13 protein-coding genes and 1 pseudogene are annotated in these 12,847 nt (G+C 61.7%); 7 read left to right on the top strand and 7 right to left on the bottom strand.

The window, feature by feature from the left end:
• Window positions 1-5: 5 nt before the first annotated feature.
• The 6 genes from X739_RS140150 to X739_RS140175 all read right to left on the bottom strand — a co-directional run bounded on the left by X739_RS140150 (window position 6) and on the right by X739_RS140175 (window position 5,703).
• Window positions 6-1,115 (bottom strand): electron transfer flavoprotein subunit alpha/FixB family protein, encoded by a 1,110-nt coding sequence (locus tag X739_RS140150; RefSeq protein ID WP_023795976.1) that lies wholly within the window; start codon window positions 1,113-1,115, stop codon window positions 6-8.
• 17 nt (window positions 1,116-1,132) lie between these two features.
• Window positions 1,133-1,984, bottom strand: a complete 852-nt coding sequence (locus X739_RS140155; RefSeq protein ID WP_023795975.1) for an electron transfer flavoprotein subunit beta/FixA family protein — start codon at window positions 1,982-1,984, stop codon at window positions 1,133-1,135.
• Window positions 1,985-2,171: 187 nt separating this feature from the next.
• Window positions 2,172-2,552, bottom strand: a complete 381-nt coding sequence (nifW, locus tag X739_RS140160) for a nitrogenase stabilizing/protective protein NifW (protein ID WP_023795974.1) — start codon at window positions 2,550-2,552, stop codon at window positions 2,172-2,174.
• Complete coding sequence (nifV, locus tag X739_RS140165; RefSeq protein WP_023795973.1) at window positions 2,549-3,757, bottom strand: homocitrate synthase; 1,209 nt, start codon at window positions 3,755-3,757, stop codon at window positions 2,549-2,551. Before nifV ends, nifW begins: the two co-directional genes overlap by 4 nt.
• Before the next feature lie 25 nt (window positions 3,758-3,782).
• Window positions 3,783-4,949, bottom strand: a complete 1,167-nt coding sequence (nifS, locus tag X739_RS140170; RefSeq protein WP_023795972.1) for a cysteine desulfurase NifS — start codon at window positions 4,947-4,949, stop codon at window positions 3,783-3,785.
• A 433-nt stretch (window positions 4,950-5,382) separates the two neighbouring features.
• Entirely contained in the window at window positions 5,383-5,703 is a 321-nt protein-coding gene (locus tag X739_RS140175) for an iron-sulfur cluster assembly accessory protein (protein ID WP_023795970.1), read from the bottom strand.
• 683 nt (window positions 5,704-6,386) lie between these two features.
• Between X739_RS140175 and X739_RS140180 the strand changes: the two genes are divergently transcribed.
• A complete protein-coding gene (locus X739_RS140180; protein WP_031252422.1) occupies window positions 6,387-7,454 on the top strand; it encodes a hemin-degrading factor in 1,068 nt (355 codons plus the stop codon).
• A 114-nt stretch (window positions 7,455-7,568) separates the two neighbouring features.
• Here the strand turns inward: X739_RS140180 and X739_RS1000000170805 are convergent.
• A pseudogene (locus X739_RS1000000170805) lies at window positions 7,569-7,909 on the bottom strand (hypothetical protein).
• 435 nt (window positions 7,910-8,344) lie between these two features.
• Here X739_RS1000000170805 and X739_RS140185 point away from each other — a divergent pair.
• The 6 genes from X739_RS140185 to X739_RS01000000166615 all read left to right on the top strand — a co-directional run bounded on the left by X739_RS140185 (window position 8,345) and on the right by X739_RS01000000166615 (window position 12,784).
• Window positions 8,345-9,562 carry a cytochrome P450 gene (locus X739_RS140185; RefSeq protein WP_031252420.1) on the top strand — a complete coding sequence of 406 codons (1,218 nt, stop codon included), beginning with the start codon at window positions 8,345-8,347 and terminating at the stop codon, window positions 9,560-9,562.
• A gap of 39 nt (window positions 9,563-9,601) precedes the next feature.
• On the top strand, window positions 9,602-9,802 hold the full coding sequence (locus X739_RS140190) for a ferredoxin (RefSeq protein WP_023770879.1): 201 nt from the start codon (window positions 9,602-9,604) through the stop codon (window positions 9,800-9,802).
• Between the two features lie 332 nt (window positions 9,803-10,134).
• Window positions 10,135-10,752: a nitrogen fixation protein NifQ gene (locus X739_RS140195; RefSeq protein WP_031252419.1), complete on the top strand. Its 618-nt coding sequence runs from the start codon at window positions 10,135-10,137 to the stop codon at window positions 10,750-10,752.
• Window positions 10,753-10,882: 130 nt separating this feature from the next.
• Window positions 10,883-11,161: a hypothetical protein gene (locus X739_RS140200; RefSeq protein WP_023795965.1), complete on the top strand. Its 279-nt coding sequence runs from the start codon at window positions 10,883-10,885 to the stop codon at window positions 11,159-11,161.
• Window positions 11,158-11,355: a hypothetical protein gene (locus X739_RS140205; RefSeq protein ID WP_023766888.1), complete on the top strand. Its 198-nt coding sequence runs from the start codon at window positions 11,158-11,160 to the stop codon at window positions 11,353-11,355. The genes X739_RS140200 and X739_RS140205 overlap by 4 nt, the downstream gene beginning before the upstream one ends.
• Window positions 11,339-12,784 (top strand): DNA cytosine methyltransferase, encoded by a 1,446-nt coding sequence (locus tag X739_RS01000000166615; protein WP_023795964.1) that lies wholly within the window; start codon window positions 11,339-11,341, stop codon window positions 12,782-12,784. Before X739_RS140205 ends, X739_RS01000000166615 begins: the two co-directional genes overlap by 17 nt.
• Window positions 12,785-12,847: the final 63 nt, after the last annotated feature.

Genomic DNA, 12,847 nt, shown 5'->3' with positions numbered 1-12,847 from the left:
GTCCCTTAGCTCGCAAGCTTATCGCGACTGTGGGGCGACAGCCGCCGGGTGAAGGCTTCCGTCAGTGCCGGCAGGAAGCGGATCGCGTCGGTGACGATTCCGAGGTGAGCGAAATCGAAAATCGGCGCGTTCGGGTCGGTGTTGATGGCCACGATGAGATCCGCCCCCTCGACGCCAACCCGATGCTGGACGGCGCCGGAAATCCCGGCCGCTATGTAAAGCTTCGGCCGGATGGTCTTGCCAGTCTGGCCGATCTGCCGATCAGCTGGCATCCAGCTCTTCTGGACTAACGGGCGCGAACAGCCATGCTCGGCGCCGATTGCTCGCGCGAGGTTCTTCACAAGCTGCAGGTTCTCCGCCGCGCCAAGACCAAGGCCTCCCGCAACCACGACGTCGGCATAGGCAAGGTTTGCCTTTGCCGACTGATTGTCCGGCAGGAAGCCGAGGACTTTGGTAGCGATCTCGTCCTCGGCAAGCGAGAGCTTGTGCCGGATGACACGCCCGACCGGTTTATCCGTCCGCTGCGGCATGGGCATGACCCTTGGCCGCACTGTCGCCATCTGAGGGCGGAAATTGAGCGTATAGATCGTGCACAACAAGGAACCGCCGAAAGTCGGACGCGTGGCGGCGAGCGAACTGTCGGTATCCACATCGAGTTCGGTGCAGTCGGCCGTGAGCCCTGTCTGCAAGGTCGTCGCCACGGAGCCGGCAAGATCCCTGCCGAGTGTGGTGGCACCGAGAAGAAGGATTTCGGGTTTGTGGGTATCGACCAGATCCGTCATCGCCTTGGTGAAAGGCTCGTTCCGATAGTCGGCGAGCAGGGGCGCCTCGGCGATGTAGACAAGGTCAGCACCATAAGCGAATGCTTCGGCAACGGCGTTCCCGACGGCCTCTCCAGGCGGTCCGAGCACGACGCCTGCAAGCTGGACCTGAAGCTTGTCTGCTAATTTGCGGCCTTCGCCGAGCAGTTCGAATGATACGGGATGGACCTGGCCGCGTTCGAGCTCGATGAAGACCCAGACGTGCCGGTAGTCCTTGAAATGGGCGGGCAGCTCCTTCTTTATGCCGGCGCGGTCGGCGGCAGGGCGAGGGGTTTCGCGGTTCGCGGTCGACATCGTTTTGCTCCTTGCCGTCACGCGCCGCCGTTGAAGGCGAGCTCATGTTCCAGCGCCGGCTGGCGGGTGAAGATTGCGGTGATGAGTTCGTCAGCGACATCGCGCAAGGCCTTCTCGGCGGTGTCGATTAGTGCCGCCTTTTCAGCTCGAGCAGGAGGGGCGAAAACACGCTTGACGACCGTCGGTGAGCCGCGCAGGCCGCATTTGGTGAGATCCTCGATGCCGGCGTCGGCCGCGCTCCATTTCAAGACCTGGCTGCGCGCGGCGCACAAGGCGTCGTGGATCGAGCCCCGGCGGATCTCGTTTGTGCCTTCTAGCATGGTGATGAGACAAGGCAGCCTGCTCTTCAGCATCTGTGTGCCGCCTTCGGAGCGGCGCTCGACCTTGATCTCGCCTGCAGCAAGGTCAATAGAGGGGATCTTCGCGACATAGGTCAGTTGCAGGAGTCCGAGGCGCTTGGCGATGCCGGGCCCGACCTGGGCGGTGTCGCCATCGATCGTCTGCTTGCCGGTGAAGACGAGGTCTGGCGTGCCGAACGTCTCGCCGACCTTCGCGATTGCCTGGGAAAGGGCGAACGAGGTCGCCAGCGTGTCGGAGCCGGCAAAATAGCGGTCGGTCAAGAGCACCGCTCGGTCGGCGCCGTAGCCGAGCGCCTTGCGCAGCGCGTCCTCTGCCATGGGCGGACCCATGGTGAGCACAGTGACTTCGCCGCCATAGGCATCGCGCAGTCTGAGCGCTTCTTCGAGGGCGAACAGGTCGTAAGGGTTGATGATGGTCGGAACACCCTGGCGCATGATTGTGTTCGTCACCGGATGGACCCTTATCTGTGCCGAGTCCGGCACCTGCTTGATGCAGATTACGATGTGCATTGGCGGTTTCTCTAGGCTCCTGTCCGGGTGCGGGCATTGCGGTTATCTCCTTGATCCGCATAATTCGTGCCAAGTCTCTTGCGCTGCCCCCTTCCTACAACTTCGGCTGGTTGCTTCTGACGGCGCTGTGGTGATGACCGGATTTGTCGGCTGCTCGACATTGTCGCGTCGCAACCCTTGTCGCCGCTCATTCCCGTCCGAACCGCTTCAGTACCGAGTCGAACGGGACAAAGGTGTGACCCGGCGCGGCAGGTTTGTTCGGATCGTGGTCTTTGAGCACCTTGAAGACCCGATGCGTGAGCGGCGAGGAAATCGCAAAATCCTCGTAAGCGCGTTCGAGCGTCGCGCGCACCCTCGCGGCAATCACCTGGTCGGGCAGACCGGAGAAATCCTCTTCGGCAAGGTATTGGCCCACGCGCTTCATTATATGGAGCCGCGAGACATTCATCACCTTGGGGTCATAGGAGACGCCAAGGACTGAGAAGAACTCCTCCGCGGCCGACAGGCGCTTCAGTCGTGCGAGGATGTCTGTGACATCGATGGGGCGGCTGTCAGCGGAACAATTCATTGCATTCTCCCTGGTCGCAAAACTGTGGCCTTTGCGCGCGCGCGCACGGCTGACCTGGACCCGCACAGCTCGAAGAGGGACGCCTCGCTGCACATTTTGTCGTAGAGCTCGACCAGTTGAGTTGCAGTGAGCGTCGATTTGGTCTCGGCCGCCTCGCGCCGGACGCGGGCCACCACAGCGGCTGCCAGATCCGGGTCGAGATCGCGACCGCTTTCGGTCAGCACATGGGCAATCGCAGTGGCGCCGGAATGCTTGCCGATGACGATCCGCCGGCAGCGGCCCACGAGAGCCGGATCAAGCCCCTGATAAGTACGCGAGTCCTTCAGCAGCCCTGCGACGTGAATGCCGGATTCGTGGGTGAAAACATCGGCGCCGACGACCGGCTTAGTGGCCGCGGTCTGCCGGCGGGCGGCCCAGGCCACCTCGGCGGCCAGGCCGGGCAATGCGGTCAGCTCGATGCCGGTATCCGCGCCGCCGAAGACCGCCATCGCGGCGGCCACCTCTTCCAGCGCGGCATTGCCCGCACGCTCGCCGAGCCCCAGGACGGTGACGGAGGCATGACGCGCGCCTGCGCGGATCGCGGCTAGCGTGTTGGCGCCAGCAAGTCCGAGATCGTTGTGCGCATGAAATTCAAGGTCGATTGGAGACCGCGCCACGAGCTGGGCGACAAGTTCGAAGGTCGAAAACGGGTCGAGAACACCGACCGTGTCGGCTAGCCTGACGCGGCTTGCGCCGGCGCGTGCAGCCGTCTCGATGACGCGGGCGAGATGATCCCGATTGGCCCGCGAGGCATCCTCGCAGCCCACCGCGACAAAGAAGCCGGCGGCGGCGGCGCGCCTGACCATATGATCGATGACCTGGAGCGCCCCCGCCTTGTCGAGGCCGAGCTTGGCGGCAAGTTGGATGTCCGACCCTGGCAGCGATAGATTGACGGCGTGGACGCCGCTCTCGATCGCTGCATCGAGATCCAGCGACGTCATCCGGCACCAGGCCATGAGCCGAACCGGGAGACGCCGCGCGACCACGGCGCGAATTGTTTCGATCTCGTCGGCGCCCATGACCGGCGTGCCGATCTCGATCTCTGTGACGCCGGCCGCCGCAAGAGACTCGGCGATCTCCAGCTTTTCCGTCGTGGTAAAGGCGACGCCCGGGGCCTGCTCGCCATCGCGCAAGGTCGTATCGTTGAGAGAGACATGACGGGTCATGACCGGTAGCCTGTTCTTCTGCCGCTCACGCATAGACCGGATTACCCGGCCCAGAACCGAAAAAGCTGCGCAGCTTCCCCACGATTGCCGGCATGACCTCGAGCACCCGGTCGATATCCTCTTCGCTGTTGTCCCGCGCCAAGGAGAAGCGGACTGCCGCGTGCGGCGTTTTCATCGCGCTTAGGACATGGCTTGGTTCCAGAGAGCCGGAGGTGCAGGCCGAGCCAGAGGAACACGCGATGCCAATGCGGCTGAGGAGAAGTGGAATTCCATCACTGTCGACATGTTCGAAGGAGATGTTTGCGGTGTTGGGCAACCGTTGCAGGGGATCACCAGTGACACAGGTGCCTGGGATGCGCTGGAGGATCCCGCCCTCCAGACGATCGCGGAGCGACTTTACCCGTGTGGTCTCGTCGTCCATGAATTTCAATGCGAGTTCGGCCGCCGTCCCGAGCCCGGCTATGCCGGGCGTATTCTCGGTGCCGGCACGCCGGTTGTGTTCTTGGTGGCCCCCCTTGATCAGCGAATGGAAGTTCACGCCACGTTTTACGAAAAGCGCACCGATCCCTTTCGGCCCGTGCAGCTTGTGGCCGGAGAGCGACAGCATGTCGATTGAGGTCGACTTCAGGTCCATCGGAAGCTTGCCGACCGCCTGCACAGCATCGGTATGGAATAGGGCGCCCACTTCCTTGGCCAACTCGGCAAGCCTGGCCACGGGGAAGATCACACCAGTCTCGTTGTTCGCCCACATTATGGAAACGATTGCCACCTGTGCGGTGAGGGCGGCCATATAGGCGTCGAGGTCGAGCCGGCCACGGCAATCCACCGGGATCCTGTGCACCTTGACGCGGCGGGTCTTCTCAAGATGCGCGCAAAGCGTCAGCACGGCGGGATGCTCGACCGCGGACGTAACGATCTCGGTTCGGTTGGGCGCCGCCTCGAGCGCTGAAAGAAGCGCTGCATTGTCGCTTTCTGTCCCACCCGAGGTGAAGGTGATCTCATCGTCGAACTCCGCGCCGATGAGCGCTTGCAACTGCCTCCGCGCCTTTGTCACCGCCGCACTGACTGAGGCGCCAAGAGCGTGCGCCGACGAAGGGTTGGCGAATTGATCCCTGAAGAACGGCAACATCGCTTGCAGGACTGCAGGATCGACCCGTGTGGTTGCGTTGTTGTCGAGGTAGACAGGCTTCATAGGTGCGATCCTCAGTTGACCAGAATGACGCGGCGCGGACTGACTCGTTGAGCCTCTGGCGCATGCCGTTGATGATAATGGGCCTGAACTGGCAGCCCGCGCAGACGCCCGGAGTGTTTGACGCAGACCGGATCTCCGTCGAGATGGACATGTTCGCAGTGGCCGCCGTCAGCCCGCAGGTAAGGACGGCCCGAACGCGATAAGGTCTTCGATGAGCCGAATTTGGCACAGCAGCGCGATCTGTCCGCAAGCAGCTCGGGTGACACCAGGACCCGAGCTGTTTCGGGAGGCGGCGTTCTTTGCACCCTACCGGAAGCGAATGGCGGTCCCGAGATCCGGTTTCCTTGTTCTTTAGGACGCATCTGTCGTGCCGGCCATATAAGTCTCCTCTGCCGCAAAATCAGTCTGTCGGCCGCACAGGCGCTTCGGGCGTTTAACTGAAGGACTTGCCGCAGCCGCACTTCTCGGGCGCATTGGGGTTATCGAAGACAAAACCGGAGGATTCGAGCCCGGTGAGGAAGTCGACGGTCATGCCGGCTACATGGGGTTGGGAGCCCGCGTCCACGAACAGCTTGATCCCATCTGTGTCAGTGATCGCGTCGCCCTCGCGCGACACGCTCTCCAGGCCCATTAAGTATTTGAAGCCGGCGCAGCCGCCGGCCTCGACCACAATGCGAAAGCCTTCCGCCGGCTCGCTGGCGCGGGAAAGAGCAGTCTTGAAGGCGGCAACAGCGTTGTCGGTGAGCGTAATCATGGCTCCATTCTCCTCAGTCCGGGACCTGCTTGCGCATCACGTCGCATGCACCGTGCCAAAGCGAAAAAAACGTTTCAACACAGCGCGGCATCTCTGACACTGCCGTGCTTCTTGTGAGTGCATTGCTGCGAAGCTGTCGGCCAACCGACACGTACTGTCGGGTTTGTCGGGTCTGCCACGAGGGATATTGGGCCTGAGTTCTTGGTTGAACTCACATCACCAAATACAGAACTTCTTCTGAGCTTGCTTCGGCGCAATTGGCACGGTTTTTGAGGCTCCGTTTGGCGAGGCGGCAAGAGCATGCCGATCCACAATCATGCCGTGGGTGCCCTCGCGATGGATGGGGCGAAGCAAGGGAGCAACATGTCAGGACCGGGTCAGATACGCCTCGCTTGGCAAAGCAGCGCCGCCCGTGGCATCCGAATGCCCGCCTGGCCGATTGGGACAACACCCACACTCGCTCACCACCGCCCAGTAGCCGCCGACCGGCTCAACGGGATACCATCGGCATGTGCCTGCTCACCGGTTTTCGCGGGGGTGCGACGCCGTGTGCACGCTGTCCAGCGACACTTTGTTCACGGGCCAACAGCAGATCAGGGGCGAGCATTACGGCCGCCCTATCGGCTGAAGATTCCCCGGCAGGGCAGCTGATCCTTACACGTAGGTAGAACCAGGGGTAAGACATGGACCAGGGCCAGAAACCGTCGCCCGACGAAATACGGCGGGCGTGCAAAGACAATCCGAAAATCCGGGAGCATGATCTCGCCGCTCGATTGGGCATTTCGGAAGCCGAATTGGTCGCGGCGCATTGTGGTCACGGCGCGGTGCGCATCGAGCCGCGCGTCGATGATCTGCTGACGGGCCTCGAAGCGGTCGGCGAGGTGATGGCGCTCACCCGCAACGAAAGTGCCGTGCACCAAAAGATCGGCGTCTACGACAAAGTGGTCACCGGCAACCAGCATGCCATGGTGCTCGGCGACGACATCGACCTGCGCATCTTCCCGAAAGCGTGGGCGTATGGCTTCGCCGTCGAGAAGCGCGAGGGAGCCGAGATCCGCCGCAGCCTGCAATTCTTTGATGCCGCCGGCGAGGCGATGCACAAAGTACATCTCAGGCCCGCCTCGAACCTGCACGCCTATCAGGATCTGACGGCAGAGCTCGTATCCTACGACCAGGAGCCGATCATATCGGTCGAAGCGGGCGGTGCGCGCGATAAAGCAGTGCGTCCAGACCAAGCCGCCACGGCCGACGACCTACGCGAGCACTGGAGCCGGCTGAGCGACGTGCATCAGTTCTACCATATGTTGAAGACACTGAAGCTCAGCCGCTGCCAGGCAATGCGTATGGCCGACGAAGATTACGCTTGGCTGCTCGACAATGATGCCGTTGGCGCCCTGTTCCAACAGGCGGCCGAAGACGAGATGCCTATCATGTGCTTTGTCGGCAATCGTGGTTGCATCCAGATCCATTCCGGCCCGATCAAGTCGGTCAAGCAGATCGGGCCGCGGATCAATGTGCTCGACGAGACCTTCCATCTGCATCTGAGGACCCATCACATCCGCGAGGTCTGGGCCGTGCGCAAGCCGACGAGGGACGGTCACGTCACGTCCATTGAAGCCTATGGCGCCGACGGCAAGATGATCATCCAGTTCTTCGGCACGCGCAAGGAAGGCGAACGCGAGCGCAGCGACTGGCGGTTTCTGGCCGAGAGTCTGCCACGCATTCCCGGTCCGAGCGACAGGGATGTATAGAATGTGCCGACAGGCCCTCGGATTGAACCGGCCGCTATAGGACTCGGCACCACGTTCCGACAGCGGCTCGCGAGGAAATTTAGGTCCATGTGCCGTCGTAGCGCATACGCACGGTTAGGTGTGCACGCCGGAATTGCCCGCGTCGATACAGTCAGGTTCGTCGTCGGCCGGACCGCTGCGCACGAGTGTATCGCCATCTGACCGGAAATCCTTGCAGCGGCTGCGAGCGATACCACGCATAAGTTATCAGCGCCGAACCGAAGCGCGGCTCGACCTTGTTGATAATTTCGATCATCGCGCGCAAGCGCCGTCGTACCTTGTCGGACCGCACCCGATCCTTGCGCTGGATCGCGTCGTTGCTCAATCCGGGCCGTGCGAGCAATCTCCTCGATCCTCGACCGGAAGGCTGTGCAGCAGCAGCCAGGCCGAACAGCCCGATGTCGCGGACTCGACAAGACCGACCGTGGATGTCGGTTGTCGGACGTTTTCCTAAGAATGATGGACAGGTGATCATCAACTTAGCGGCGGCGGGCCCAGTGCAGGCGGCGTCGCTTGGTGCAGCGCCATGGGTACGCCTATCCGGCACGCGACTTGCTTCGACAATTTGATCAGCAGGGCATCAGCAGTGCGTCACGGAGTTCAGCGGTGATTGACCAGCCTCTCAACCCTAACGGGGATAAGCGGCGGCTTTGCTTCATGACCGCAGCGCGGCGGAGATGCCCCTTCTGATTGACTTCGCAACCGATCTCATCCGCGCTGGTGCAGGTGGGCTGTATCGGCCGACAGAATCTAGAAGGCGCCCGACAAGAGACGTAGCCATGCTGGAAATCGACTTATGAACAGCGGTACGATCTCAATCGAGCCATGAACGCCAATGTAGAGAAAGCAAAATGGCGACCAACCCCGTTCCAGATCATGTCCCGCCCGAAATGGTGAGGGACTTCAGCCTGTTCACATCGCCAGGCATGTCACCAACACCCAACGGGGATCCACACGCAGCTGTCGCTCGCGTCCATGACGGGCCGCCGATCTTTTATTCCCGCTACAACACGCAAGATGGCCGGGGTACCTGGGTCATCACCCGTGCCGCGGACCAGCGCAAGGTGCTGCAGGACGCAGAGACTTTTTCCAGCCATCGCAGCATCTTCTCCTCCATACTGGGTGAAAACTGGCCGACGATCCCGCTTGAGCTCGATCCACCGGCCCATGGCGTCTTTCGCTCACTGCTCAATCCGCTGCTTTCGCCAAAGCTGGTGTTGGCTTTGGAACCGGCTGTCCGCGAACGGGCGGTCGAGCTGATCGAAAGGATCGCCGCGTCGGGCACAAGCTGCGACGTGATGAAGGATTTTGCATTTCCTTTCGCGGTGAGCACCTTTCTTCGCTTTCTGGGGTTGCCTCATGACCGACTCGATACATTCGTCGGCTGGGGGAAAGATCTGCTCCACGGCGACGATAAGGAACGACCTGTGGCTGCCCGGACGATCGTGGCATTCATCGACGAACTTGCAGCCATGCGCCGCCAGGAGGCGGTTGACGATTTCATGACCTTTATCGTGCAGGCACAGGTCGAGGGCCGCCGGCTGACGGACACCCAAGTCCGCGGCATCGGCGTGCTTGTCTTCGTCGCTGGGCTCGACACGGTCGCAGCAGCTATAGGCTTTGACTTGGCGTACCTCGCACGCAACCTCAAAGATCAGCAATTGCTGCGGAGCGAACCGGATCGCATCCCGCTCGCAACCGAAGAATTGCTGCGGGCCTATCCGCCCATTCAGTTGATCCGCGTGGCCACGAAAGATATCGACTTCGAAGGCGCGCCGATCCGGAAGGGGGACTATGTTTCCTGCGCCACTATGATTGCCAATCGTGACCCGGCGGAATTCGCATGCCCCAACACGATTGATTTGGAGCGGGAGGACAACCGCCACGCAGCGTTTGGCTATGGTCCCCACCGTTGCCTTGGCTCACACCTTGCCCGGCGGGAGATTGTCATTGGTCTGGAGGAGTGGCTGGCGCGCATCCCGGCTTTCAGGATCAAGCAGGGTACGGCGCCGATAACTTCTGGCGGCCATGTGTTCGGGATCGAAAATTTGATCCTGGACTGGTCTTAGGCCCGCCCCGAGCCGGGCACAAACAATGGAGGCAGTGCCATGCGCATCATCGTCCAAAAGGCCAAATGCCAGGGCCACGCGCGATGCGCGGCGCAAGCGCCTGACATCTTCAAACTCGATGATGACGGTTACATCCTGCTCGGTGACATTGAAGTTGCGGAAGGGGAGGAACTGCCTGCATCACGAGGCGTGCGATCCTGTCCTGAACGTGCGCTGGAACTCACCCGCTGCGCGCTTTGAGGACTCATTCAACCGAGAGTCTGGCGGGCTTGAACCATGTGGCCGCACTCAGCACGCGACCTCTGTCCCGCACGGTTCACGTCCAACTGTGCAGGGGCATTTCCGGCGCCTGTGTTCCCCGTGAGGCGCAAACGGCAGGGCCCCGCGGTTCGCGAAACGCCTCCTTCCAATCACAAAATTTGCGACAGAGCCGAGTGGACCAGACGAGAATTGCCGAACTACTCGACCGCGAGGCGATCCGCGACTGCGTACACCCGAAGAACTGCCCGGCCCATGTTGCGGCAGGCCGGGTCTCTGCATGAATTGATAGGACGAACCCAGGAGAACGCACCATATTTGCCCAACATTATGCCCGGCTCAGCACCGGCCAATGGCCGCACATTGAGCTGGAGAGGAGGTTCGACCAGCATGTGCTTGCCTGTGTGCTTTCACGTGCGCTCGAGGAGATCGAGGCCGGCGAGGCGACGGCGACGGAGGCAACCGGACTTTCGCGCGCCGAGTTGCGCGATGTCCTGGTCCGCTGTTTCCCTGGTTTTCCTATCAACGCGTTTGGCTTGAAAGAGGTGAGCGAGCCCGAGCCGGATCTGGAAGAAGAACTTCTGCATGGACTGCTGCTGGCGCATGCCCGACATGGCGACCCGGCGAGCGCCCGCTTCGCCAAGATCATCGCCCGGCGTGCCATGCGCAATGACCACCTCTGGCAGGACCTTGGCCTTTTCAATCGAACCGACCTCGGCCGCCTGCTCGCCTGGCATTTTCCGACGCTGGCGGCCGGCAACACCCAAAACATGAAATGGAAAAAATACTTTTATCGCAAGCTCTGCGAGGCCGAAGGCTTTTCGCTGTGCAGCTCCCCCAATTGCCGGGACTGCAATGATTTCGAAAGCTGCTTCGGCCCGGAGGAAGGCGAAAGCCGCCTCACACGGACCAAGGACAACGCCCAGGATTGAGAGCCGCTTGCGTCAGTCGTACAGCGTCAGAGCTCGCGCCGCGCCATATGTCTCTTGTCGACTGCCCCCTTCGGGGATTGAATGCTGTGCATGCTGTCCGATTACTCGCCATGCTTCGGCGGGCGCCGTCATGATAGCGGTGCAGGATGCGACCCGCACCATCGCCGCCGAGCAACTGGTGTTCTCCGGGCCGTTGCTGCTCGCCTGCCTGGCGGTTGCGGCGGCTACACGGCCGCGGTTCACCGCCGTGATTGTTCGCGGTGCACAGTTTCGCCTCGATCACGCAATGAGGTCTGATCACTGGAGCCTCGCCCGGCGCAATCCCGCTACCGGGGCCAGATATTTGGTGACCTTTGGTGAGTCTTGGTGTATTCTTGTGCCGAAGCACTTGGGGGTTTACGCGATATGAAAAAGGACGAGCCGCGGCTCACGGTCACGGTCGAGCCTAAGATCTATGAGGGCTTATTAGATGTCACCGACCGTCGACACCCGCGGCTGACGAAACGCTACGTGATCGAACTCGCCCTCACCCGACTCTTCGAGGACGTGAACCGCGGGCAATTACAACTTGGCTTGGAGGTGCAGAGTGGCCGACGCAATTGACGCGCCGGATCTCCCGGTCATCTCGCTTTTCTCAGGGGCTATGGGGTTGGACCTTGGCCTGGAGAGGGCTGGCTTCCGTGTGGCTGTGGCTCTGGAGTGCAACCCCTATGCGGTAGCAACGATCCGGAAGAACCGGCCGGATCTGCCGCTGATCGACCGTCCTATCGAGGGCGTGTCGACAGAGGAGATCCTTGAGATAGCCGGCCTAAGGCCGGGTGACCCTGTTGTGGTTGCCGGCGGCCCTTCGTGTCAGGTTTTTAGCACGGCCGGAGCACGCGGCTCGCTCGCTGATCCTCGCGGGGAGCTCTTCGAGCATTTCGTCCGGGTGGTGCGCGAGAGCCAGCCGCGGTTCTTCGTCATGGAGAACGTTCGCGGGCTTCTGTCGGCAGCCGCCCGGCACCGGCCGCTGAGCAAGCGTGGTCCGGGACACCCGCCCCTTGCACCTGACGAAGAGCTCGGTTCGGCATTCCAGGTCGTCGTGGAGCACCTGCGAGATTTGAAATACTACACTGTCTTCGACATCCTGAACTCCGCGGACTACGGGACTCCCCAGACGCGGCAACGTCTCCTGTTGCTGGGGAGCCGCGACGGTGAAGCCCTCAAGATGCCGGTGCCGACGCATACGCGGGACGGTGCGGAAGGCAAATCCCGATGGCGCACTCTACGGGATGCCGTAGGCGGCCTCACGGATCCGCTTCCAGAATTCTACACGTTCTCCCCGGCCAGGGAGAAGTTCCTGAAACAGGTGCCTGAGGGCGGCAACTGGCGCGACCTGCCACATGAGGTGCGCAAAGAGGCGCTCGGTCGCGCGTTCGACTCATGGGGCGGTCGGTCTGGCTTCTTCCGCCGCCTTGCCTGGGATCGACCGAGTCCGGCTCTAACGACCCGTCCCGATAGCAAAGCGACGAGCCTCTGTCACCCGACCGAGCTGCGTCCGCTGAGTGTACGTGAGTATGCTCGTGTCCAGGAGTTCCCCGACGACTGGATATTCGCCGGCCCAGTTCGCAAAAAATATGAGCAAGTCGGTAACGCTGTCCCTCTCGGCCTCGGCGAGGCAGCCGGCCGTGCACTCCGCAACATCATGTCTATGCCTTCGGTTGCCGGACGGTTTGGGCACGTCGAGTGTTTCAACCTCGATCTGTTGACAAAGCTCATGAAACGTCCTCGGACAATCGTGAACCCACCGCGTATGCGGAACGATACCGAGACAGAGACGATCACTGGCTGGTACAAAGAACCAGGCCGGCTGCGGCGAGATGCGCTTGCATACGCGGCGCCTGAGATTGAAGATGAACTCCGCGCGCTTATGCGCCTGCCCGCAGTCGCGGAGGTCCCTGAGCTGTACGAGGAGCCGACGATCTGTGACGGAGAAAGCGCGGCGGGTGACTGGCCTGCTGAAGGCGAGGTACCGCTCGCCGCGGCTGAATAACAAAGACGACGCTCTCGACGAGCTCTTTTTTATCCTCTTGTCCCAGATGACGACAGGACCGAG

The sequence above is a fragment of the Mesorhizobium sp. LNHC209A00 genome (assembly GCF_000502915.1).
Lineage (GTDB): Bacteria > Pseudomonadota > Alphaproteobacteria > Rhizobiales > Rhizobiaceae > Mesorhizobium.
Note: the sequence above shows the minus strand (reverse complement) of the source record. Positions and strands in the feature narration are given on the sequence as shown.

Excerpts from the sequence above, each read along its gene's own strand:
- X739_RS140150 (WP_023795976.1), bottom strand. The coding sequence starts at position 1,115 with ATGTCGACCGCGAACCGCGAAACCCCTCGCCCTGCCGCCGACCGCGCC.
- X739_RS140155 (WP_023795975.1), bottom strand. The coding sequence starts at position 1,984 with ATGCACATCGTAATCTGCATCAAGCAGGTGCCGGACTCGGCACAGATA.
- nifW (WP_023795974.1), bottom strand. The coding sequence starts at position 2,552 with ATGAATTGTTCCGCTGACAGCCGCCCCATCGATGTCACAGACATCCTC.
- nifV (WP_023795973.1), bottom strand. The coding sequence starts at position 3,757 with ATGACCCGTCATGTCTCTCTCAACGATACGACCTTGCGCGATGGCGAG.
- nifS (WP_023795972.1), bottom strand. The coding sequence starts at position 4,949 with ATGAAGCCTGTCTACCTCGACAACAACGCAACCACACGGGTCGATCCT.
- X739_RS140175 (WP_023795970.1), bottom strand. The coding sequence starts at position 5,703 with ATGATTACGCTCACCGACAACGCTGTTGCCGCCTTCAAGACTGCTCTT.
- X739_RS140180 (WP_031252422.1), top strand. The coding sequence starts at position 6,387 with ATGGACCAGGGCCAGAAACCGTCGCCCGACGAAATACGGCGGGCGTGC.
- X739_RS140185 (WP_031252420.1), top strand. The coding sequence starts at position 8,345 with ATGGCGACCAACCCCGTTCCAGATCATGTCCCGCCCGAAATGGTGAGG.
- X739_RS140190 (WP_023770879.1), top strand. The coding sequence starts at position 9,602 with ATGCGCATCATCGTCCAAAAGGCCAAATGCCAGGGCCACGCGCGATGC.
- X739_RS140200 (WP_023795965.1), top strand. The coding sequence starts at position 10,883 with ATGATAGCGGTGCAGGATGCGACCCGCACCATCGCCGCCGAGCAACTG.
- X739_RS140205 (WP_023766888.1), top strand. The coding sequence starts at position 11,158 with ATGAAAAAGGACGAGCCGCGGCTCACGGTCACGGTCGAGCCTAAGATC.